Genomic DNA, 23,126 nt, shown 5'->3' with positions numbered 1-23,126 from the left:
TATTCTTTATGAGTTCATATAAATATACGCTTTACAACGTCAGCTAGCTATGCATTATCTATAAACCATTTTAATATCACGACAAAAGAGGAATCATTCACGACTAATGTACTATGGCTCATTCTGTATGATTAACAGGAAAAGTGTAGCAAATCCACCAGAAAAGCTATAACATCAGTTTAAAGCTTAAATCCAGAAGCCTCTCGTATTATAGTTTTCATAATTTACTTTTTTTGTAACGAAACTCCATAATTCTACCCTGTTTTTCAATTAGATTGAAACCAGAGAAAACTGCAGTTCTTTGGCAGATGTGTCTGAAAGGTTAAACAGCTTTAGCAATCTGAATGATAGTTGAGCCACTTTCCGGGCCGTTGCTGCTTGCTTTACATTGACAGGATCAGGCGTAACACCTTCTTTTAAGAGAAGAATTTCTATATCAGCTGCAATATTTAAGATAAAAGTGACAGAGTTTAAAGTATCTGGCACAGTAGTTACTTTATCACCTGTGATATAAACACATACATAAGTACATTGCCATTCCGGCAGTAGCTATTTTACCATGTAATCCGTCTTTATCTGATTGGCAGCAACGCTAAAAATATTATAAGAAGAAAGATAACAAGCCACTATATACAATGCTATGTAAATTGCTTATTTAAGCTTTTTAACAGGCTTCTATCATTTAAAATGATATTTTATAAATCTTTATTGCAGAATAAACCGTAAAGTGAGAAAGTTAAATATATTGTTCAATATATCTTACATTAATCGTTGCTATTATTAATGTAGGAGTAAAAACTTAAAACATGAAAAAGTTATTATTAGCAGGTACTGTTGTTTTAGGATCTCTCAGCCTATATTCATGCGGCGGCAACGAAGGAGCATCTACAACAAGCGACAATGAAATGGTAATAGACCAGGATACTGCCGTATCTGAATATGAAGTAGACAGAACTGTTGTTGAAACTGATACAACAACTGAAAGCCAAACCATTGAGGCTGATTCAGTACAACAATAATTGCACAGAATTTGAGGTAAAGGTTATTTACTAGTAACAATAAGATGTGGTAAGATAGGTGTAACTTTATTACATTTATCCTACCACTTTTTTCATTCTACAGACTCTCTTTAACTTTACCTATTTCCCTCATTAACTGCTATCCCTGAAGCCCTTCGCCAGGTGGAGCTTAAAGTACAAAAATCCTTCCTCAACTGTCGTCCTGTCTTCATCTCATAAACCCACAGCTGCTTAAGTCATAGACTACTTCAAGTGTCTTAAAGCTAAGTCAGCCCTTTAAAGTCGGTTGGTCTTATGCCTAGCAACTGATAAAAGGTATTGCTGAAAGCAGAAACGCTATTATAACCTACTTCATAGGCAATCTCACTAACTGACTTCTCTGACTCCAGCAGCAACTCAATAGCCCTAATCACACGGCTCAACTTCAGGTACTGCAAAAAAGAAATACTCATCTTTTGCTGGAATAAGCGCGACAAGCTACGCACGCTAAAGCCAAACTCTCCAGCCACCAAGGGTAAAGTCAGTTGACTTGCCAGATGTTCTTGAATAAAATTTACGACTGGTTCCAGGCGCTCACTGTCTGTGGTAGGCAAAACAATAGGTAAAGGATATTTACTTGTCTCTGGCAGCAGGTTCATCATTGTGCTCAGAAACTGAAACCTTAACGTATCTTCCGGTGGAATATCCCCCTTCCATTGTTCTGTGAACAGGATCATCTCCAATAATAAAGTATTTACAGGATAGATACCCATTTGCCCGAAAAACGCCTGCTCTGCTTCGTTTGCAGTATTAAAATAGATGTTACGAACAATCAAAGTATCGCTGGAGTGCTGCACGAAATGCTCCAGTTCAGCCGGAATCCAGACATAGTGGCGGGCTGGCAGATAATATGTTTTGTCTTTTGTGTTCAAATATGCCAACCCACCCTCCACATACGTTAACTGCCCTTTTTTATGTTTGTGCAGCGGAATACGCTGCTCCTGTTTTTCGTGCAACACATACACAGAGGCGGCATTTCGGTCAACATCATTCAGGAAACTGGAAAGCTGAGGCTGTTCTTGCATGGAGAATAGTTATATGGCCGAAATTAGCAAATGTTTGGCAAATTAGATAAAAGCACATGGCTCTGTTTTTGTGAATTTTGCACTGTAAACAGAGTGAATCTATGAAATACGATACCAAAATTAAGTTAATCGTTTTATCACTCCTTTTTCTGTTGATAAACCAGGTACAGGCGCAGGATACTCCACAAAACGAACAACACCTGACACTGGAAGAGGCCTGGAAGAAAGCGGAGGATAACAACAAAAAGCTTCAGATGCAACTGCTGAAAGTGCAGGCCAGTGAAGAGTACGTAAAAGATGCGCACGCTGAACGACTGCCAGAGCTTTCAGCCGGAGCCGAATACGCCCGCATCAGTAATATGCCAGTTTTTGAAAGTGGGTTATTCCATGAGGCTGTTCAGCCCCCGGTTATCCATAAAACATACGGCGTGGAGGCAGAGGCTTACCTGAACCTCTATAATGGACATAAAACCAGAACCCATATAGAGGCTGAAGAGGTAGCACACCAACTGGTAGAGGAACAAAAAGACATGACAGCTTCTGAAATAAAACTTCGAGTAGCTGCCATATACCTCGACCTGCAGCGAAACATTGTTTTCAAAGATCTTATTGAAAAAAACATTCAGGAGAGCCAGAAACGGCTGGAACAGATAAATGAACTGCATAAAAACGGGGTGGTGCTGAAAAGTGACCAGCTACGCGCTGAGCTACAGCTATCAAAACAGCAAATGACACTGGTGGAAATTAAGAACAATATTGAGCTGGCCAATCAGAAGCTAAACATTATGATTGGCTTACCCGAAACAGTACAGATAAAGCCAGAAGATGAATCAGATGCAACGGATTTAGCTGTGACAGGAGGATATGAGGCTTATTTAAATGAAGCTTTAAATGAAGCTCATGAGCTAAAAGTTTCCCGAAAGGAAACTGAGCTTAGTGAACTTCACCTTAAGGCTGTTCAGGCAGGCAACAAGCCTAAGCTTGGCTTATTCGGTCATTATGGCTATTCCTATCCACAAATATTCTTATATCCATATACAGATGCCGGGTATGCCATAGGTCAGGCTGGTGTAAAGCTCTCCTACCCTATTTCGTCGCTGTACCACAACAAGCATAAGGAAGCGGCTGCTACAATAGACCTGCAAAGGCGGGCGCTGGCTCATTCTGATGCAGAAGACAAAGTACGTCAGGATGTAAAAGAGGCTTTTGTACGTTACCAGGAATCTAACAAGCGTGTGGAGGTAGCCGAACTTAATATAAAGCAGGCGACGGAAAGCTACCGCATTGTGAACAATACCTACTTTAATCAGCTGGCTTTGCTCACAGACCTGCTTGATGCTGACACACAGTTGCTGCAGTCACGATTCGAACTGGCATCTGCACAAATTGCCACACAACTAAAATATTATCAACTTTTAAATACCATCGGTAAACTATAAAACTATGAGTTCCCCTAAGAAGAATTATACAGAAACAGATAAGTTAATCACCAGAATTACCGCTTGGGCAGCGTCTGTTATTCTGGTAGTATTGGCTGGTTGGGGAGGGTATACCCTTTACCAGCTATGGAGCTACGAAGAGACAAATGATGCGCAGGTGGAAGAATACATTAACCCTGTCACCAGCCGTGTAACTGGCTATATCAGCAAAATATATTATACCGATAACCAATCGGTAAAAGCCGGTGATACACTAATAGTACTAGATAATAATGAGTACCAGATACAGCAGTACGAAGCAGAAGCTGCTTTGGCAAATGCTCAGGCACAGCTGGTGGTACTGCAAAGCAGTATCGCTACTTCCAGCACCAATGCCCTTGTAAGCCAGGCTCAGATTGGGGCAGCAAAGGCAAAGCTTTGGAAGCAGGAACAGGAATACGACCGTTACCAGAAACTACTAAAAGCAGAATCGGTAACACAGCAACAATTCGAAAATGTGAAAACAGCGCTGGATGTGGCACGAGCCGAATACCAGGCAAACCTGAACGCTTACCAGGCTTCTCTGGGTAAAACAAATGATATTGAAGCCCAGTTGGCTGTAGCACAGGCCGAGGTAAAACGGCGTGAAGCAATACTGGAAAGAGCCAAACTGGATGTTGACTATACTGTTATCAGAGCTCCTTATGATGGAAAGATGGGCAGAAAAACAATTCAGAAAGGGCAGCTGATACAAGCAGGACAAACGCTGGCTTTTATAGTAGACCAGGAACAAGGTAAATGGGTGATCGCCAATTTTAAAGAGACTCAGATTAAAGATATGCACGAAGGGCAAGCAGTTATTGTGGAAACAGATGCCTTCCCAGGAGAAGAATTTCATGGAACAATTGAGTCTCTTTCTCCGGCCACTGGTTCCCGTTTCTCCCTTTTACCACCAGACAATGCCACTGGTAATTTTGTTAAGATTGTGCAACGCATACCGGTGCGCATCAAGCTAACAGATAATGTCGATAAAGTTGATCAATTACGTGCCGGCATGAACGCAAATGTATCTCTCAGGAAAGGGCAGAACTCATGAATCAAGCTTTGCCCGTATTTAAAAGCTGGGTGCCCGAATGGCTGATTCGGGCTTCCATTTTCCTGGTGTTGCTCCCTTCCATGTTCATCCTGGGCATTTATGCTGCCAACATAACACAGGCGGCAGGATACTATGGCATAGAACCCACCGACATACAATACTCTATCGTGATTTATTATGCAGCACTGGCAGCCTTCTTTCCGATGGAACAGCGCTTCTTCAGCTATATAGCTACCCGAAATTACTTTATTATAGGTACCATCTTATTGATTACCTGTAATGCCATTTTCTATTTCAGCAAAAGCCCTGTTGTCTTTATTTCATTGCGTTTTCTGGAAGGTGTTTTAGGTAGTGGTGTGGTAGGCACTTGTATTACGCTGATATTTTCGAGGATGCAGACAGAACGATCCAGGGCAATGGGATATTCCGTCTTTTATGGAATTCTTCTGAGTTCTTCTCCTCTAGCCATGCTGGTGGCAGCGTGGGTACTGGAGTACTTTGAGTTTAACGTGCTTTATAAAGCACTGCTCTTCCTGCAAATTCCGGGGGCTTTACTGCTTATCCTGATCATGAACAATGTACGGATAAAGCGCCGGATTCCACTCGTACAACTCGAATGGGTGAGCTATGTTTTTTACTCATTGCTTTTGTGCCTGGTCGGCTATGTGCTGGTTTATGGGCAACAGCTTAACTGGCTGGAAGATTCGCGTATATGGGGCAGCTTAATTGCGATCGTTTTCCTGATCGCGTTCTTCATCATCCGGCAGCGTACTATCAAGAGACCTTACCTGAACCTGAACATCTACAAGTACAGAAACTTTAGAATCGGGATTATACTAATGGTGATCTTCTATGTATGCAGGAGCACTACCAGCGTCACCTCATCCTTTTTCGCCAATGCTTTAGGCATGGATCCTATTCATATTTCATACGTGATGCTGGCAAACCTGCTGGGTATTGTGCTTAGCCTGGCAGTTACTGGCCGTTTTATTCTGTTAAAGAAAAGCATGCGGATGATTTGGCTTACCGGCTTCGGCTTTCTGCTGATCTTCCATGTGTGGATGTATTTCCTATTCTCCACGCAGGCGAACGCCACCTCGTTTATCCTGCCCCTGTTTATGCAGGGCTTGGGCTCCGGTGTGTTGATGGTGTCCATTGTGGTGTTTACGGTGTCTTCCGTGCCAGCTCCTATCAGTGGCTCTGCCTCTGCCACAGGTGTGTCATATCGTTTTCTGGGCTTTTCCATGAGTATGGCTTTGATCAGCTTTTTTGGGCTGCAACAAAGGAGCATACACTACCAAAGCTTTCAGCAACACGTAACGCAGCTGAACCCTGTTGCAACGGAAAGAATGGCCCAGTACAAGCAGGCCTTGCTTCATACAGGTGCCGGTCAGGAACAGGCCGCACAGCTATCCAGTGGCTTGTTGAGTAAAGCTGTAGCGCTACAAACGCAACTACGCTTCTCCATGGACTATTATGCCATTATTAGTGTGGTTTTAGCTTTTGTAATGTTATTGATAGCGCTAGTTCCGCATATAAGAAAAACCATTATCAACTTCAGAAGCAAACCTATTCCTTTTTAAGAAACCGCCCTTGCTTTTATTATCTGATTTACTCCAATTTGTTCACATTCTGTTGTGTTTCCGTAAGAGAAATTAAATCTTTAGAAAAGAAATACATGAACAGCAAAGGCATACTTCTATCACTGGGAAGTGTAAATAAAGACATACAAGTACGGGCAGACCGTTGGCCAGAGCCCGACGAAACACTTATGGCTAAAGATCTCTTGACCATAAGTGGCGGAAAGGCTGCTAATAGGGCATATATAGCTTCCAAATTAGGGGCTCCATCAATCTTGCTGGCACGTTTGGGAGACGATAATGAAGCAGAGGAGGCACTAGGTCCATTAAGAGAGATCGGTGTTAACCTGGATCATACAAAAAGACTCCAAAACCAACGTACGGGGCTAGCGATGATAACAGTACGCCCTGATGGCAAGAAAACTATCATTGCAGCCGGAAACGCTAATTCTAACTGGGAAGCGGGCAGTGCTGATGAAGTGGAGCGTGTTATTTTAGAGGCTCCAAGTAATTCTGTACTCACCCTAGACTTAGAAATTCCTGCTTCAGTAGTAAAAAAGGCTTTAGAAGCTGCCAGAAAAAGAGACTTCTGGGTTGTGTTCGACCCATCTCCTACCAGCCAGGTGAAAGAAGAATACTATGAATTGGCAGATTTTATGACGCCAGACCTTACTGAAGCAGAAAGATTAGTGGGCTTTAACATAGAGACCAAAGAAGATGGTTTTAACGCCTGTGAAGCTATTTTAAAAAAAGGTGCTCGCCATGCGCTCTTAAAAATGGGAGACAAAGGCTACATTATGATTACAGATGGAAAATCAACGCATCTTCCTGCCCCCGATGTACAGGTAACAGACACTACAGGTGCCGGCGATGCTTTTGCCGGAGCTTTTGGTTTTGCTTTATGGGATGGGCAAACTCCGGCAGATGCCATGCGCTTTGCCGCAGTCGCCTCCTCTTTGGCTGTAGAAACTTACGGCTCTCAACCTGCTTACCCCGACAGGAATGCCATTGAGAATAAACTAGCTGAAATTAGTACTTTTGAATCAGGAGCTAAATAAAATTATGCTTGACGTTCTTTAAACCCTTAATGTATTAGATACAGTATACCTTATCTAACAAGTACGCTCAGTTCTAAGGTTGTGCGTACAAAACTATATAATAAAAGTCAGAACTATGAAAGACCAAACAGGCAACGAAATAGCTATATTTCACCAGGTTTGCGAGGTAAACGAACTGGACCCACAGGTAATTACAAAAGAAGCTCAGGAACGTTTTCCTGATAAATTTAAAGAAGATAAAAATGCGGAGCGCCTTATCTGGACCGCCTTAGACCACCGCGCAAAAGCCTTGATTGATAGTATTAGTGCAGATATAAGCGGAGAAGTTAAGGGGGAAGGAGAAGAATACACTATTGATGGTGACCCGGCAGCACCAAGCTTCATGATTCATGATGAATACATCCACAACAAATACAGCGAAGAAGAGGCAGCAAAACTTATTGACGTACTCGGCCAGGTACAGCTTCCCATCACAGCCTAAAGAGATAGTTACTGGTGCTGTTAAAAGACATTCTTTCACCTTTAACAGCACCAGTAACCTTAAACATCAAATTACAGTTGGCCTTTTTTGCTTTCTATCAACAAGGTAGCTGTTCTTTGCTTAAGCTTACTCAGGTAAGGGATGTATCTTTCCATTGTATCGGCATCTGGTTCATTTTCAAGCTTGCTACGCAGGTACAGTAATTTTTCTTCGCATTCCACCAAATCCATCTGCTCAATCTCATCCAAAGCAAAAGGTACTACCTCTGGGTTAGCCATATTATATTCTAATAGATTTTAAACAATTGTATTATTCTCAACATACTCTTTTAAGACAACAGGGTTCAATAATGCGGCTCCTCTTTTTAAAAGATAGTTTGCTGTACATTAAATTTTCTTCTTGTTCTGGTCTCCTTCCAGTATGTCGTTTATGCTCATGGCTGCACTGATAAGCCCGAGGTGTGTAAAGGCCTGCGGGAAATTGCCCAGGTGTTCCCCTTTCAGCCCAAGCATTTCCGCATAGAGGCCAAGGTGATTGGCATAACCAAGCATCTTCTCAAAGTATAGCCGAGCTTTATCCACTTGCCCTGACCTTGCCAGGCACTCCACATACCAGAACGTGCACATTGAGAAGGTACCTTCGCCACCTTCCAAGCCATCAAGGGCTTCATTTACACGGTAACGGAAGACAAGTGCATCAGACACAAGCATTTCTTCTATTCGCTTCAGGGTAGAGAGCCAGCGAGGGTCTTTGGGCCCTATAAAGCGAATCATAGGCATAAGCAGCGTGGCAGCATCCACGGTATCCGCACCTTTGTATTGCACAAAGCATTGTAATTCTTCATTCCAGAATTCATGATGAATGGAGAAAAATATTTTATCGCGTTCTTGCCGCCATCTTTCAGGAAGCGGGAAAGAATGTTTTTCGGCTATTTTCATAGCCCTGTCTATTGCCACCCAGCACATCATTCTGGAGTAAAGGAAATGTTTCTTACCTCCACGTACCTCCCATATTCCCTCATCTTCGCGTTGCCAGTTATCACAAACCCACTCCACCTGTCGTCTCAGATCGTTCCAGAACTCAAAGGAAATAGGTTCACCATACTTGTCATACAGGTAAACAGAGTCTAAAAGCTCTCCATAAATATCCAGTTGTATCTGACTGTAAGCCCCGTTACCGATACGAACCGGACGGGAACCCATATAACCTTCCAGGTGATCTAGCTCAATTTCTTCCAGATCTTTTTTTCCGTCTATAGCATACATGAGACTAAGATGCCCTATATCACCTATATCATCACATTGCCTGTCTACCCATTCTACAAAAGACTTTGCTTCTTTCCGGTAGCCTAGTCGCAACAGGGCATAAACAGTAAAAGAAGCATCCCTGATCCAGGTATAACGGTAGTCCCAGTTTCGCCCGCCTCCTATCTGCTCAGGTAAGCCAAAAGTCGGAGATGCCACAATAGAACCGTATTTATGCGAAGTCATCAGTTTCAGTACCAATGCAGAGCGATTTACCATCTCCAGCCAACGGCCTTTGTAATTGCATTTGGCAATCCAGTCCTTCCAATAGTTAATGGTATCGTATAGACTCTGCGTTACAAACTCCTCCATAACAGTAGCAGGAGGTGTGTCACACTCAATGTAATCCAGTACAAAGTCTGCTGTATCACCTGTTTTCAAAGTAAAAATTGCCTTAGCATCTCCTTCTTCTATCTGCAATGGTATTGAGCTTTTAAGCCTGATAATAGTGCCATCCAACCCTTGACTGGTAAAAATAATCTCATTTTCATTTACCTGCCTTACTGTATGAGGTGAGCGAGCATAGTTAAAACGTGGGCCACAGTGCATGTTAAATGTCAGGTTGCCATGAACGCAAGAGACTCTTCTGATTAGTTCCTTTCCCTGATACAGCTCCTCTACGGGCATAAAATCAGTAATTTCACCAATGCCCTCATCCGAAAGGAACCTAGTGAGCAATACATTTGTGTCCGGGAGGTAAAGTTGCCTGTTTTTTGCTCCATCGTCTGTGGGCTGTATCGAAAAGTAACCTCCTTTGTCTTTATCCAGCAAAGCTGAGAAAACACTAGGAGAGTCGAAATCAGGAAAGCACATAAAATCGATCGAGCCATTGAGGCCAACCAGTGCCACAGTGTTCAGGTCGCCAATTACTCCGTAATTCTCTATGGGTTGGTAATTCATACTGCTTTTGTTTTTTGTTGATATACCCGATAATCCAGAAGTAAGTTTTGAGGCTTCAGAGGAACATCCTGCACTGTAATTTAAACGAAAAACAGAAGGTTATAAAGGAAAGATAAGTGCCTTAGGGCTGTCTGCGCTTAACAGGTTTTCAGTTCCCTCTTTTTATCAGGCAGTTGCAAACTAACCGATACGGCAAAACTAAACCAGGCACGCAGCAGTTCTGTAGCATTTGGTTTCAACGATGAAAGCAAATGCTATCACACTAGTGAACGCTTTATTAAGTTTATTCACTCTGATGTTTTACTTACCGGAGGAGTGATCATGATGTGAGCACCGTGCGTACCCGAGTGCATAATCCAGGGCATAGAGGGAGCTTCGGGTTTTAATGGCAAACCTGTACTTTCGGCTGTAGCATACGGTGTATACACCACATAGCGTAAGTAACCATCTTTTACCTCACCTGTCACTTTATTAAAAGACTCATCCGGGGCAGAAAACACAAACAAGGTAGCAGGCTGCTCTAGCATAATAAGCTTCCCTCTTTTTGCCTCAGCTTCTCTGGTTTCAAAAATTTCCTTCGTATTTTTTCCGGCCTTTCTAAGCTCTCTGCCCCGTGCCATAAACGGCTCCAGGTCTTTATGATAGCAAGCTACCGAGAATCCTTTCTGATTAGGATCATCAGCTAAACAGATCATTTCATTAGTTCCTTTCCGCAACTGCTACAGTTACCCTTTTGGGCTATAACCATATATCGTCGCCGCCTCCCGTTTTTTAGACGGAGCAGCCAGCTCAGCAGATTTTATCTGAGCCTCCATAGAAGGAAAATTAATTTGAGCCTGGGCCATAAAACCTAAAAAGGCGAAAGTTACAGTAGCGATAGTTCTTTTCATATAGACATTGAATTTCTGATATTTATTTACTTATACAAGTAATTTGCTATCAACTGAATTTACTTAAACTGAAGCATATTTCCCAGCTTTACCAACTAAACATGTATAATCAGCTGTAAACAGATCTGTAAAAAATTAAAGCCAAAGAAATCACTTCTGATATTCTTTTATATAAAGAACTAGTTATTGCTTAAGAACTTTAAAAAGCTATCTTTAAGTATGATAAAATTCAGCCCGCTTCAACAAAGGTTTCATTTATTCTTTTCGCTGATTCTAGTAATAACATCATGCCAGACTCAGGAGAATAGTGAAACTTACGATCTTCTTCTGGAGAAAGCCTCTGTGATAGATGGCACAGGAGAAGCTGCTTATGTAGCCAACATTTTAATAAACGGCGATTCTATAGCTTTAATAGCTACAGACACTACCGTTTCTTACTCTGCAACAAAAACGATTAATGCCAGGAGTATGGTCGTTACACCAGGCTTTATAGATACTCATGTGCATGGCAACCCCTTAAAAACGCCGGATTTCAAAAACTTTGTTTCTATGGGTGTTACTACTATATGTTTAGGGCAAGATGGCTTTAGCCCCGAGCAGGAAGATCTCAGCGCCTGGATGGACAGTGTTAGTGCTGTTAAACCTGCTGTTAACATTGCCATGTTTGCAGGCCATAATACCCTTCGGATGATGTCTGGCACGGAATACGATACCACTCCTTCAGAAGAGAACTTTGCTGCGATGGAAAAACTTTTGGCAAATGCTATGGATGCTGGTTGCTACGGAATGACAACCGGCCTGGAGTACACACCAGGATATTATGCTGATAGTGCAGAACTGAACAGATTAGCAAAAGTGGTTGGAGCAAAGGGTGGGTTAATTATGAGCCATGTTAGAAACGAAGATGATAGTTTTGTGGAAGCATCATTACAAGAGCTGCTGGCTCAGGGGAAGTATTGCCCTGTACATGTTTCACATATTAAAGTAGTGTATGGCAAAGGAGAAAAAAGGGCCAAAGAGATACTACAGCTTTTGGTCAGAGCAAGAGAAAACGGAATAAAAGTCACAGCTGATTTCTACCCTTACACAGCCAGCTACACAGGCATTGCCATTCTGTTCCCTGATTGGGCTAAAAAACCTTATGATTACCAGGAAGTACTGAAAACAAAACGAGCAGCATTAGCCGGCTTCCTGAGAAACAAAATTATACAACGAAACGGGCCTGAAGCAACATTAATCGGAACAGGCCCATATAAAGGGAAAACACTTGCTCAGATTTCCGAAGAGCTAAATAAACCTTTTGAAGAAGTACTTATGAATGACATAGGCCCTTATGGTGCAAGTGGCGCTTATTTTATAATGGATGAACCACTGCAGGAAACGTTTTTCAAAAACCCTTATGTCATGATCTGTACCGACGGCGGACCAGAGCTAAGCCACCCCAGAAGTTCCGGCACCTTTGCCAAAGTAATCCTAACGTATGTTAATGATAAAAACCTATTACCTTTAGAGGAAGCTGTTCGAAAAATGACAGGTCTACCGGCACAAACAATAGGCTTAAAAAAACGAGGACTTATTAAAACTGGCTATAAAGCTGATGCATTAGTTTTCAAACCACAGGCTATACGTGAAAATGCTACTTATGAAAACCCACAGCAACCTGCATCTGGTTTCGAATATGTTATAGTAAATGGCAACATATTAAAAAACGGAACCAGCTTTTCTAGTAACCGATCAGGAAAGATGCTTAAGAAAGAAGATAAATAATATTGCAAACCTGTTTCTTCTCAGGTTCAGCAATGCATACAGCATAAGCTTGTTTCAGATAATTCTTCCTAAATTAAATTCTCCATCCCGGTTGTATCCTCTAGTTTTGTAATATGGAAATACAAGGAACCTGGATAAAAGACGAGGATGGCTACATGGAGTTTGAGACACCTGAACTCCAACGCTATTATGAGGCCGTAACAGATAAATATCACCACGTGTACAACCGTTACCTGAACGAGACGGATGATGAAGACGAGGCATATTACAAAGCTTTGAACGATGGCTATGAGATGGTGACGGATTATAAGACCATTGAAGGGAACAGTGAGTTTGCCACCACGTACACGACACCTGCTTACAAATTGGATGTCTGGTACAAGTTTGATGAAATCACCGAAAAAAGAATTTTTAACAAAGGCTTTATCAGAATCAGCAGTAAATGAAAAGCCAAGGCCGGTTTCTTGAAAGGACATTATGGAGGGAAGAACAATTAGTAGCACAGGCATGAGACAATTGGAGCAAAAACCTGCGCCGCAAGCAGAAGACCAAACAACCCGCCTGGAAAAAGAAATTGCTGCACTGGAAAAGGAGCTGCAAAAAGTGGAGCAGGAGCTAAATATTTTCACTTCTCAAATAAGAGCCCAGCTACACGTACAGACACATCGAGTAAGAGAACTTACTGAACTGTATAAGAAGCAGAAAGCAGCTAAAAGAGCAAAGCGTCTGGAGCAAAAAAAGCGTGGCAAAAATTATCATGAGCCGCAGGGCCTTAAGCTCCTAAGCAAAGACAAGAATAAAAATGGCAGGCTCAGCCAGGATGAACAGCAGGAATTGAAAAAGCTTTATAAAGAGACTATGCTACACGTGCATCCGGATAAGTTTGCCAATGAAGATGAGGACAAAACTCATCAAGCCAATAACCTGACCGCACATCTGAATGGCATCTACGATAGCGGCGATTTGGATGAGTTAAAAAGTTTTCATCAGCATATCATCAGTGGCAACGCCATGTCACATGTTCCTTACCAACCGGAAACAACAGCAGACTCCAAAGCCATGGTGGCTTATCTGCGTAAAAAGAAAGAGGAATTAACGCGTATACTGCAGGAAACAAAAGAATCACAGTTGTACACGGTGCTGAAAACCTACCCTGACACCCGTACCTTTATTGATGAAGTAAGGCTTCAGTTTGAGGATAAAATTGTTAAGCTGGAGAAAAGGACACGAAAAGGATAATAGTACATGCTTGTTCCAGTATAGTAGCTATACACTTTCGGCTGGCTTAACAGCTACTTATTTTTAAAAATCCCCGACCTTTGATGTACCATGTCTACTTCAAACCAATTCACAACATTACCCGATTTACCCGTTAAAGAAGTACTTCCGAGACTGCTGGGAGCATTAGACAACACCAATCGTGCGGTGCTGGAAGCACCTCCTGGTGCCGGTAAAACAACGCTGGTGCCACTGGCGCTGCTGGAAGCCGGCTGGCGAAACAACGGCAAAATATTAGTGCTGGAGCCCCGAAGGTTGGCTACCCGGGCAGCTGCGGAGCGCATGTCTGACCTACTGAACGAAACTGTTGGGCAGACTGTAGGTTATTGGGTGCGGATGGATCATGCGGTTTCTAAAAAGACTAAAATTGAAGTAGTAACAGAAGGTATTCTTACCCGCATATTACAGGACGACCCTACATTAGAAGGAATTGCCGCTATTATATTTGATGAGTTTCATGAACGTAACCTGCAAGCCGATTTAGGCTTAGCACTGGCACTGGATGCTCAGGCTGTTTTAAGACCGGACCTGCGCCTGCTGGTAATGAGTGCCACCCTGGATGCCACCGCTATAGGCAACTGGCTTAATGCACCGGTTATACAAAGTGAAGGCCGGCAATTTCCGGTGCAAACACATTATTTACCTTTAGCTGAAGTTGCTGCTGCGGGTAACCGCCCCGCAGAGCGCTTAGCTCAGTTAGTACCCAAAGCTATCGCTCAAGCTTTAACAAATGAAAAAGAGGGAGACATACTTGTCTTCCTGCCGGGTATGGGTGAAATGCGAAGAGTAGCACAAAAACTGGAAGAGAAGTTGCCACTTGAAACTGATCTGCATCTGTTGCACGGCGACCTGCCACTATCTAAGCAGATGGCCGCAATTCAACCTGCTCCGGTGGGTAAACGCAAAGTTGTACTGGCGACTAGTATTGCGGAAACGAGCTTAACTATTGAAGGTGTTAAAGTAGTTATTGATAGTGGATTTGCACGGGTTCCTAAATTCATTCCCCGCACTGGCCTTACTACCTTAGCCACTGTTCCGGTCTCCAGAGCTGCTGCCGACCAGCGTCAGGGGCGTGCCGGAAGATTAGGGCCAGGTGCTTGCTACCGCCTATGGTCTACCGCTGACCAGCTACAGCTTCCGCAACGGCAGGACCCTGAAATATATGAGGCTGATTTAACCGGTCTGGTACTTGAGATTGCCTTATGGGGTGTAAAAGATGCCTCACAACTTAACTGGTTAGATACACCTCCTGTAGCTGCCCTGTCATTGGCACGTGACCTGCTTCATCGTCTGCAAGCTATTGATATTACCGGAAATCCAACTCCGCATGGTAAGGCATTAGCTGCATTAGGTTTACACCCACGCTTGGGCCATTTGGTGATGCGAGGTCATGAGCTTGGCTATGGCGCCACAGCATGCTCGCTGGCAGCTCTTCTTTCTGAAAGGGACTTCCTGAAGCCGGTTCAGCAGAATTGGGGCAACGGCCTGCCAGACCTGCAACTGCGCCTGGAGCTTATTGACGGACACCGGTCGCCTACTCCAGGCTTTGTGACAGACGAAAATGCTATGCGACGGGTCCGGGAACAGGCACAGAACCTGCGACAGCGCTTACGAGAACCAAAAGACTTGCTAAATCCTGACCATGCCGGCTTACTTACAGCACTTGCCTACCCTGACCGCCTGGCGCAGAGGGAACTCTCCGGACGTGTCCGGCTTGTTAATGGCCAGCGTGCTGGCTTAGCCACGGAGTTATTCGGAGAGGCCGCTTATTATGGTGTTGCACACCTGGAACTGGGGAAACAGCCAAGAGTCTTACTGGCTGCCCCACTTACAAAAGCAGAGGTACTGAAACATTTTGCTGATCAATTGGATGAACTGGAGGAAGTTCATTGGGACACGGCAAGCGAACAGGTAAAAGCCCGGAAAATTATCCGATTAGGAGCCTTAGTACTGGAAGAAACAATACAAGTAAAACCAAATCCTGATCTGGTAGTGGAAGCGCTGCTCAAAGCTTTATTGGAGAACGGAGTAGATCGGTTACCCTGGTCAGGTGAAGACCTTGGTATTCGCAGGCGCCTTGCTTTCCTGCATGAGCTGGACCCTGAGCAGTGGCCGGATGTTTCCGATGCAACCTTAGCAGCCACTATAGAATACTGGCTTAAACCGCACCTTCACGGCCTGCGCTCATTGGAACAGGTAACCGGGCTGGATTTTAAAGAAATATTACTGACAAATCTTTCCTGGGAACAAAGGCAAGAAATGGATCGGTTGGCCCCTTCCCACCTGCAGGTACCCAGCGGCTCCCGCGTTGTACTGGATTACTCTGATGCAAAAACACCTGTGCTGGCTGTACGTCTGCAAGAGGTTTTCGGCATGCTAGATACTCCAAAAATCGGGGGAGGTAAAATACCTTTACTAATGCATTTACTCTCTCCAGCTTCCCGCCCAGTGCAGGTAACAAAAGATTTAAGAAGTTTCTGGAGCAATGGCTACTTTGAGGTTCGTAAAGACCTTCGTGGTCGCTATCCTAAACATCATTGGCCCGATGATCCACTTACGGCAGCTCCAACCAGAGGTACTAAAAAAAGGCCTGTATAAGCAGTGCAGTTTGTAAAGTATATTAGAAATAAAGGAGCTAAATCCTGTTATAGGTTTAACTAGCTGGTTAAATTCAGGAAAATGTAACATTGCAGTTTTCTACAATAAACCCACAGTTCTATTTATACTAATAAGCATAACCGGATCAGCCAAAAGTAGTACATTTGAAATCTGATATAAAACGGCAACACTTTTATTATTACCTCTCGTTTTAGGTAAGTAAAGTATGTAACGATATAGAGGAAGCCTGGAAAAGAAATTAAAGAGTAGCTTAAGTAGTGATATATGGTTTCGATAAACGAGCCAAAAAGATTATTTGATTGCCTCACTTATCAACTGGAGAATTTTCCGTTAGAGGACATGCTTAGTGCCAAAGAAAACGGCCTGTGGAAAAAATATTCGACACAGCAAGTCCGCGAAAAGGTAAACCAAGTTAGTACAGCCTTATTAAGGCTGGGCATTAGCAGCGGAAACAAGACAACTGAAGACAGAGATAAGGTTGCCATAATTAGCCAGAACTGCCCGGAATGGATGATCGTTGATCTTGCCATCCAGCAAATAGGTGCAGTATCTGTTCCTGTTTATCCTACTATCAACATCAATGAACTCGAGTTTGTACTTCAGGATGCGGCTGTTAAAATGGTGTTTGTGGGTGATGAAGGGCTTTATCATAAAGTAGGTAGTATCTGGGATAAGTTACAAGCCTTACAGGCTGTTTTCACCTTTAAACCAGTAGCTGATGCCCGCAATTGGCAGGAGTTGTTAAGTGTTTTAACACCAGAAAATGAGCAGCTGCTAAACGAATGTCGCCTGCAGGTAAAAGAGTCTGATCTGGCTACCATACTATATACTTCTGGTACTACAGGTACACCTAAAGGAGTAATGTTGTCTCATCGCAACATTCTCAGCAATGTTTTTAGCAGTGCTTTGGTAATACAAGAAATAGGTGTCTTTAAGAAAAGAGCCATTAGTTTTCTGCCACTTAACCACGCTTTTGAAAGAATGGCCACCTACTGTTTTTTCTACTGTGGTGTGTCTGTTTACTATGCTGAAAGCATGGACAAGATTGGGGAAAATTTGCGTGAAGTAAAACCGACACTTTTTACCACAGTTCCCCGCCTGCTTGAAAAAGTTTACGAAGGCATAATGGCCAAAGGCAATGAACTAACTGGTATAAAGAAGTCGCTCTTCTTCTGGGCATTAAAGCTAGCCGAACAGTTTGAGGTAAACTCCCCTTTAAGCTTACGTTATAAACTACAGCTGTCCCTGGCCAACCAGCTTATCTTCAGTAAGTGGAGAGAAGCCTTAGGTGGAGAGGTAAAAGCTATAATTACAGGAGCCGCTGCCTGCCAGGTAAGGTTACTTAAAATTTTCACTGCTGCCGGTATTGTCATTCAGGAAGGATATGGCTTAACAGAAGCCTCCCCTATTATTAGTGGAAACCGCTACAGCGAAAAAAACAGGATGTTTGGTACTGTTGGCCCTCTTCTGAAAGATGTGGAAGTAAAAATAGCGGAAGACGGTGAAATTCTGTGTAAAGGCCCCAATATGATGATGGGGTATTATAAGCGTCCAGACCTAACGGCAGAGGCAATTACAGGTGAGTGGCTGCACACTGGCGATATTGGAACTATGGTTAATGGTAAATTTCTGAAGATAACTGATCGTAAGAAGGAATTGTTTAAGACCAGTGGCGGCAAGTATGTTGCCCCACAACCTATTGAAAATAAAATGGTGGAAAGCCGCTGGATAGAGCAGGTAATGGTAGTTGGTGAGTTGCAGAAGTTTGTAGGTGCCCTTATTGTACCTGCTTTTAACGCACTGAAAGATTGGTATGCAAGTCAGGGGCAGTTATATCCTGGCGACCATGCAGTTATTAAGAATGAACAAGTACGGGCAATGATTTCAGAAGCAGTTAACCAGTACAACCAGTTTTTTAACCATGTGGAGCAGGTTAAAAAATTTGAGTTGATTCCAACAGAATGGACTATTGAAGGCGGAGAGCTAACTCCGACTCTTAAGTTGAAAAGAAAAGTAATTATAGAGAAGTACCAGGACTTTATCAGTGTTATGTATTCAAAAAGATTCATTTAATTTAACCTGCTTCAAGAGATAAGTGTCCTGCTTTTCCAGCTCACCTGTCTAGTGAGCTCCGGGGATAGTATAGCAACAGTTCTAAAAAGTTCAGTTAACTGCTACTCTTACAAGGTTGACCGAACTTTTTAATAACACCTCCATTTTGTTCCGTTCTACTACTATAACAAGACATGTGCTTTTTTTATGAGTAACTCTGCTGTACATTTTAAAGATTTTCCCTATTTTAGCTCCGCAATAAGTCTTGGCGTTAGTTAGCAGAGGTTCCTTACCCCATAAAGGAATTGTTCAACTTACGCTTAAAAGCATAAACAATATTTTAACAAACAACACTTAATCACTCTTTATAAACTTCCCCTACAGGATAGGTAAGAGTACGGTTTTTCCTTTCGATACATACTATGACAACATTTGAAGAAACAAAGAAGCTGCTGGAACATTCTACTTTCTACTATATTATCGTTACAAATATGGAAGGGAAATATAGTTATGTAAGTAACAGCTACAAAGAAAGCTTTGGCCGTATTCATGGTCCGATAGAAGGACAATCTTATGAAATTACAATGCACCCGGATGACACTAAGGTGTGTGAAGAAGTGTCTGTAAAATGCTTTAACAACCCCGATAAAGTTTTTCCTGCCACCATACGTAAACATGATGGCAAAGGAGGTTATGTCTTTACGCAGTGGGAATATAAAGCTATGTTTGATGAAAACAATCAGCCATCAGGCATCTTTTGCCTCGGCTTTGACATTACAGATTATATGTCTTACCATGACCAACTAAAAGATGTGCAGTCTTTGCTGGATCAAAAAGAAAAAGTACTAAAGGAAATAGCCCATACCCAATCTCATGTTATCAGGAGACCTCTGGCTAACATCATGGGCCTTTCCATGATATTAGCTAAAATGGAAATTGACCAAAACCTTAAGAATGTTTGTGACATGATTATAGAAAGCAGCAGGCAGTTAGATAATGTCATAAAAGCAACAGCAGACAAAACATATAACTAAAGGAAAAAACACTGTGGACTGTCATAATGCTAGTCAGTCCATTTTACTGCCCCCTGCTACAATAAACATACTTACTACAGAAGCACCTCTGGGCAGCTAATATTAAAAACAAGTGTCTCTTCAAAACGGGAGGCCACAATTACTTCGGTTCCATCTGCATGTGTTGTAAACAGCTCCTTAACCAGTTCAGGGCAGTTATTATCCTTTGAAAGATGCGACAAAAGCACATGGCTCATGAATGAGGGCTTGTATGCAGCAAACAGTGCCAGCGCCTGCCTGTTAGACAAATGTCCTCTTCCACCCCGAATCCGGCTTTTTAGATAATAAGGATAATGCCCCCGATCCAGTAAATCCTCATCATAATTAGCTTCCAGAAACACAGCATGGCACTGCTGAAAATATTGAATCACATTCTCACAGGGTGCCCCTATATCAGTAAAAACGCCCACTTTAATATCATTATAAGCAACAACAAAACTATGCGGGTCTGCGGCATCATGTTGTTTCGGGAAAGCTGTAACAGTTAAACTACCTATCTGAACAGGTTCAAAAGCCTGAAAGGGTTCAACAGAAAAGTTCTCGAAGAGTAACTTTGAGTTTTGGAGGGTATGGGGTGTAATAAAGACTGGTAACTGATATTTTCTCGCTAGTACCGGTACACCCCGTATATGATCGGAATGTTCATGCGATATGAAAATTGCTTTTACTTTATCCATAGACAAACCAAGGCGCTTCATCCGCTTTTCGGTTTCGCGACAAGATATACCAGCATCCACTAAAACTGCCTCTTTCTCGTTTCCGATATAATAACAGTTACCGTTACTTCCCGAATTTAATGATGTAATAAATAATTGCATGAGAATACAAATAAACTTGTTTTTTATCTAATATTCAACAAGTTATTCCTGCTTACAGTAGATATTACAGCCACCTTAGCTTACCTATAACTAAAAGAGCTATCAAGTATAAAGATCCCCTTTTTACATATGCCTCTGTTCTACAATTAAGCTGAAGCTAAAAGCCCGCTGCCGCATCATCACCTCGTGGATCGGCTCCGCCCTCAAGCCTTCCATCTGGTAAAACAAGCACTGCATCTACTCTGCCAATCCCACTATTGGGAACTGTTTTGTGCCCCTTTAGCCACAAGCGCAGAAACTCTCCAAAGCTAAAAGCCCTCCATTCCGCCAGTACACCATCAGGTTTCCATTGGTGATGAAACCTACCTGCGTTTACAGCTCCCTGCATGGTAAAACCATGCTCAACAACATTTAAAATAGTCTGGTAAACCGAAGTGATAATAGTAGACCCTCCGGGACTGCCTACAACCATGAACAGATTCCCGTTCTTCTCTAGGATTGTCGGTGTCATAGAACTTAGCATGCGTTTACCCGGCGCTATAGCATTAGCCTCCCCTCCTACCAATCCATAGATATTAGGGTAGCCAGGTTTTACACTGAAGTCATTCATTTCATTGTTCAGCAGGAAACCTGCTCCGCCCACAAATACTTTAGCGCCAAAACTGCTGTTTAATGTGGTAGTAACAGACACAGCATTCCCCTCCTGATCCACAATGGAGTAGTGAGTGGTATTAGGGCTTTCGTATGGAGCGGGATTACCGGCAGAAATATCGTCACTGTCAGTGGCTTTCTCAGGAGAGTAGTCAGACATTCTTCCTTTTATATAAGCCCTATCCAGCAAGCCCTCTACAGGAACATCATAAAAAGCAGGATCACCGAGATGTTTAGCCCTGTCAGCATAAACCCTTCTTTCAGCTTCTATCATCAGATGGGCAGTTTCCAGGGTATTCCAGCCCCACTTCTTCAAAGGATAATCTTCCGTTATAGTTAAGAGCTGAATCAATGCAATTCCACCACTAGAAGGAGGCGGCATTGAGATAATTTTATAATCTTTATAATTAGAAGTAACAGGCTCCCGCCAAACAGACTGGTAAGCTTTTAAGTCTTCTTTACTGATGATGCCGTTACCTCGCTCCATTTCTGCCACAATCTTATCGGCTGTTGCTCCTTCATAAAAGCCAGCCCTTCCTCTTTCCTTAATCAGTTCCAATGTCTGTGCAAGATCTTTCAGTTGGAGTGTGTCTCCTTCCTCCCACTCATCATTTAAGATAAACTCAGGTTTCTCAGTACTATACCGGATGAAGTCTTCCCTTTGCTCATTCAGCTTTTCTGCTTCTTTCTCTGTTAATGGAAAGCCATTAGCCGCAAGATCTACAGCTGGCTGTACAAGTTCTTCCCAGGGCATACTGCCATATTTCTCATGCGCCCGCACCATACCATCTACCGTACCCGGAACACCTGCAGCAAGGTGCCCTTTCACACTCAAGCCCTCTATAACTTCTCCTTCCTCGTTCTGGTACATGCTCCTTTGTGCCGCTGCAGGAGCTTTTTCTCTATAATCTAAAGCATCAATATTTCCATTATGCTGGCGTAACACCAGAAACCCTCCCCCACCAATGTTTCCTGCATCAGGATACACTACCGCCAAGGCAAATTGTACCGCAATGGCGGCATCAACGGCATTGCCCCCACGTTTTATTATTTCCGCCCCAACCTCAGAAGCGAGAGGATGTGCCGAAACGACCATTGCCTCATCTGTAACCAAGCCTTTTTCATCCAGGTCTCTTTTACTACAACTTACAATGCAAAAGAAAATCAACAGAGGAAGTAAACCTTTCACCATAAAAATTTTATCTCATTTAGTTCTGCACCTATCTGCTAATGCACGTCCAAAACAGGCAGGCTCTTTATCTATTCAACCCTAGGTTTACGAACAAAACAGCAAAAGGCGATAGATTCCACTAAATCTCACCTTTTTGGTGAACAATACTAGGTAACTAAACGAGTTAAAGCACATTTCTAGTCAGCTTATAAATAATGTTCAATAATTCAGTTACCAACATTTTAACTCTTTTCAGACCCTACTATACAACCTGTTTACAGTAGTTCACTGACATACATCAGCTAATCCTCATATAAATAAGCTTTGATGCTTAAAGACACACCTGCTTAAGAGTAAGCAGGTACTATATTTTAACATTCCTAAATATTTAAAACCATGTCACAGTAAGACTAACCTTAATAAACAAAATTTAACAGTATAAACAAGAATCCAAAATCACTAAATATAATTCAAAATATAACTATACAATGTTTAATATATAAATATGATTATAACAATTTAATACCAGGTGCTTATCCAAAAAAAATAACCAATAAATATCTTAAAAAATTTTTTTATATGGTTTTAGTTTAATTATTTCGCCTATCAATAAGGGTATTTATTCAAATAACACAAATTATTGAATTAATGATCAAGATCATCTTTTATTATACAAGATTTAGCATATTATAAATATGCACAAGTATCAGCACAACAAAAGATATTAAAATATTAATAATATATTTACAAAAGTACAATTACAAGCTACCAACAAAATCCTAAACCAATTTAAATGATGCAAGTTTATACAAAATCAATTTTTGTAGTTTTACTATTATGGAGCCAGCTTTTCTCTAGTGCTGTTGCACAGCAACCGGAAGAGAGAA

Annotated in this window: 20 protein-coding genes; 12 read left to right on the top strand and 8 right to left on the bottom strand. The window is 42.3% G+C overall.

Annotated features, from left to right (window positions below):
• Window positions 1-270: 270 nt before the first annotated feature.
• On the bottom strand, window positions 271-486 hold the full coding sequence (locus LN995_RS18075; RefSeq protein ID WP_229962492.1) for a hypothetical protein: 216 nt from the start codon (window positions 484-486) through the stop codon (window positions 271-273).
• A 320-nt stretch (window positions 487-806) separates the two neighbouring features.
• Here LN995_RS18075 and LN995_RS18070 point away from each other — a divergent pair, with 320 nt between their 5' ends.
• On the top strand, window positions 807-1,019 hold the full coding sequence (locus tag LN995_RS18070) for a hypothetical protein (RefSeq protein ID WP_229962491.1): 213 nt from the start codon (window positions 807-809) through the stop codon (window positions 1,017-1,019).
• Between the two features lie 263 nt (window positions 1,020-1,282).
• On the opposite strand, the gene LN995_RS18065 is transcribed toward LN995_RS18070, so the two are convergent.
• Window positions 1,283-2,083 carry a helix-turn-helix domain-containing protein gene (locus tag LN995_RS18065; RefSeq protein WP_229962490.1) on the bottom strand — a complete coding sequence of 267 codons (801 nt, stop codon included), beginning with the start codon at window positions 2,081-2,083 and terminating at the stop codon, window positions 1,283-1,285.
• Between the two features lie 101 nt (window positions 2,084-2,184).
• Between LN995_RS18065 and LN995_RS18060 the strand changes: the two genes are divergently transcribed.
• From LN995_RS18060 to LN995_RS18040, 5 genes are all read left to right on the top strand, one after another.
• Window positions 2,185-3,522: a TolC family protein gene (locus LN995_RS18060; RefSeq protein WP_229962489.1), complete on the top strand. Its 1,338-nt coding sequence runs from the start codon at window positions 2,185-2,187 to the stop codon at window positions 3,520-3,522.
• Between the two features lie 4 nt (window positions 3,523-3,526).
• Complete coding sequence (locus LN995_RS18055; protein WP_229962488.1) at window positions 3,527-4,597, top strand: HlyD family secretion protein; 1,071 nt, start codon at window positions 3,527-3,529, stop codon at window positions 4,595-4,597.
• Window positions 4,594-6,180: an MFS transporter gene (locus tag LN995_RS18050; protein WP_229962487.1), complete on the top strand. Its 1,587-nt coding sequence runs from the start codon at window positions 4,594-4,596 to the stop codon at window positions 6,178-6,180. The genes LN995_RS18055 and LN995_RS18050 overlap by 4 nt, the downstream gene beginning before the upstream one ends.
• Before the next feature lie 95 nt (window positions 6,181-6,275).
• Complete coding sequence (locus LN995_RS18045; RefSeq protein ID WP_229962486.1) at window positions 6,276-7,235, top strand: ribokinase; 960 nt, start codon at window positions 6,276-6,278, stop codon at window positions 7,233-7,235.
• Between the two features lie 115 nt (window positions 7,236-7,350).
• On the top strand, window positions 7,351-7,716 hold the full coding sequence (locus LN995_RS18040; protein WP_229962485.1) for a hypothetical protein: 366 nt from the start codon (window positions 7,351-7,353) through the stop codon (window positions 7,714-7,716).
• 71 nt (window positions 7,717-7,787) lie between these two features.
• Here LN995_RS18040 and LN995_RS18035 read toward each other — a convergent pair whose 3' ends face one another.
• The 4 genes from LN995_RS18035 to LN995_RS22200 all read right to left on the bottom strand — a co-directional run bounded on the left by LN995_RS18035 (window position 7,788) and on the right by LN995_RS22200 (window position 10,810).
• Window positions 7,788-7,994: a hypothetical protein gene (locus LN995_RS18035; protein WP_229962484.1), complete on the bottom strand. Its 207-nt coding sequence runs from the start codon at window positions 7,992-7,994 to the stop codon at window positions 7,788-7,790.
• Between the two features lie 108 nt (window positions 7,995-8,102).
• Window positions 8,103-9,920, bottom strand: coding sequence for a glycoside hydrolase family 15 protein (locus LN995_RS18030; RefSeq protein ID WP_229962483.1), 1,818 nt, complete (start codon window positions 9,918-9,920; stop codon window positions 8,103-8,105).
• A 287-nt stretch (window positions 9,921-10,207) separates the two neighbouring features.
• Complete coding sequence (locus LN995_RS18025) at window positions 10,208-10,615, bottom strand: hypothetical protein (RefSeq protein WP_377470817.1); 408 nt, start codon at window positions 10,613-10,615, stop codon at window positions 10,208-10,210.
• A gap of 30 nt (window positions 10,616-10,645) precedes the next feature.
• The gene (locus LN995_RS22200; protein ID WP_377470819.1) at window positions 10,646-10,810 is read right to left on the bottom strand and encodes a hypothetical protein; all 165 of its coding nucleotides are present in this window, start codon (window positions 10,808-10,810) and stop codon (window positions 10,646-10,648) included.
• A gap of 219 nt (window positions 10,811-11,029) precedes the next feature.
• Here LN995_RS22200 and LN995_RS18020 point away from each other — a divergent pair, with 219 nt between their 5' ends.
• The 6 genes from LN995_RS18020 (at window position 11,030) to LN995_RS17995 (ending at window position 19,560) form a co-directional block, all read left to right on the top strand.
• Entirely contained in the window at window positions 11,030-12,577 is a 1,548-nt protein-coding gene (locus LN995_RS18020) for an N-acyl-D-amino-acid deacylase family protein (protein ID WP_229962482.1), read from the top strand.
• A gap of 113 nt (window positions 12,578-12,690) precedes the next feature.
• Entirely contained in the window at window positions 12,691-13,023 is a 333-nt protein-coding gene (locus tag LN995_RS18015; protein WP_229962481.1) for a hypothetical protein, read from the top strand.
• Between the two features lie 61 nt (window positions 13,024-13,084).
• Entirely contained in the window at window positions 13,085-13,816 is a 732-nt protein-coding gene (locus LN995_RS18010) for a hypothetical protein (protein ID WP_229962480.1), read from the top strand.
• Between the two features lie 90 nt (window positions 13,817-13,906).
• The gene (gene hrpB, locus LN995_RS18005) at window positions 13,907-16,453 is read left to right on the top strand and encodes an ATP-dependent helicase HrpB (protein ID WP_229962479.1); all 2,547 of its coding nucleotides are present in this window, start codon (window positions 13,907-13,909) and stop codon (window positions 16,451-16,453) included.
• Window positions 16,454-16,738: 285 nt separating this feature from the next.
• Window positions 16,739-18,547, top strand: a complete 1,809-nt coding sequence (locus tag LN995_RS18000; protein WP_229962478.1) for an AMP-dependent synthetase/ligase — start codon at window positions 16,739-16,741, stop codon at window positions 18,545-18,547.
• Between the two features lie 401 nt (window positions 18,548-18,948).
• Window positions 18,949-19,560, top strand: coding sequence for a PAS domain S-box protein (locus LN995_RS17995; protein ID WP_229962477.1), 612 nt, complete (start codon window positions 18,949-18,951; stop codon window positions 19,558-19,560).
• Between the two features lie 74 nt (window positions 19,561-19,634).
• Here LN995_RS17995 and LN995_RS17990 read toward each other — a convergent pair whose 3' ends face one another.
• On the bottom strand, window positions 19,635-20,417 hold the full coding sequence (locus LN995_RS17990; protein ID WP_229962476.1) for an MBL fold metallo-hydrolase: 783 nt from the start codon (window positions 20,415-20,417) through the stop codon (window positions 19,635-19,637).
• A gap of 157 nt (window positions 20,418-20,574) precedes the next feature.
• Window positions 20,575-22,260, bottom strand: coding sequence for a gamma-glutamyltransferase (gene ggt / locus LN995_RS17985; protein WP_229962475.1), 1,686 nt, complete (start codon window positions 22,258-22,260; stop codon window positions 20,575-20,577).
• Between the last annotated feature and the right edge of the window lie 866 nt (window positions 22,261-23,126).

This window comes from Pontibacter silvestris, assembly GCF_020907275.1.
Classification (GTDB): Bacteria; Bacteroidota; Bacteroidia; order Cytophagales; family Hymenobacteraceae; genus Pontibacter; species Pontibacter silvestris.
The sequence above is the reverse complement of the archived record's forward strand: the minus strand, read 5'-3'. Positions and strand labels throughout refer to the sequence as shown.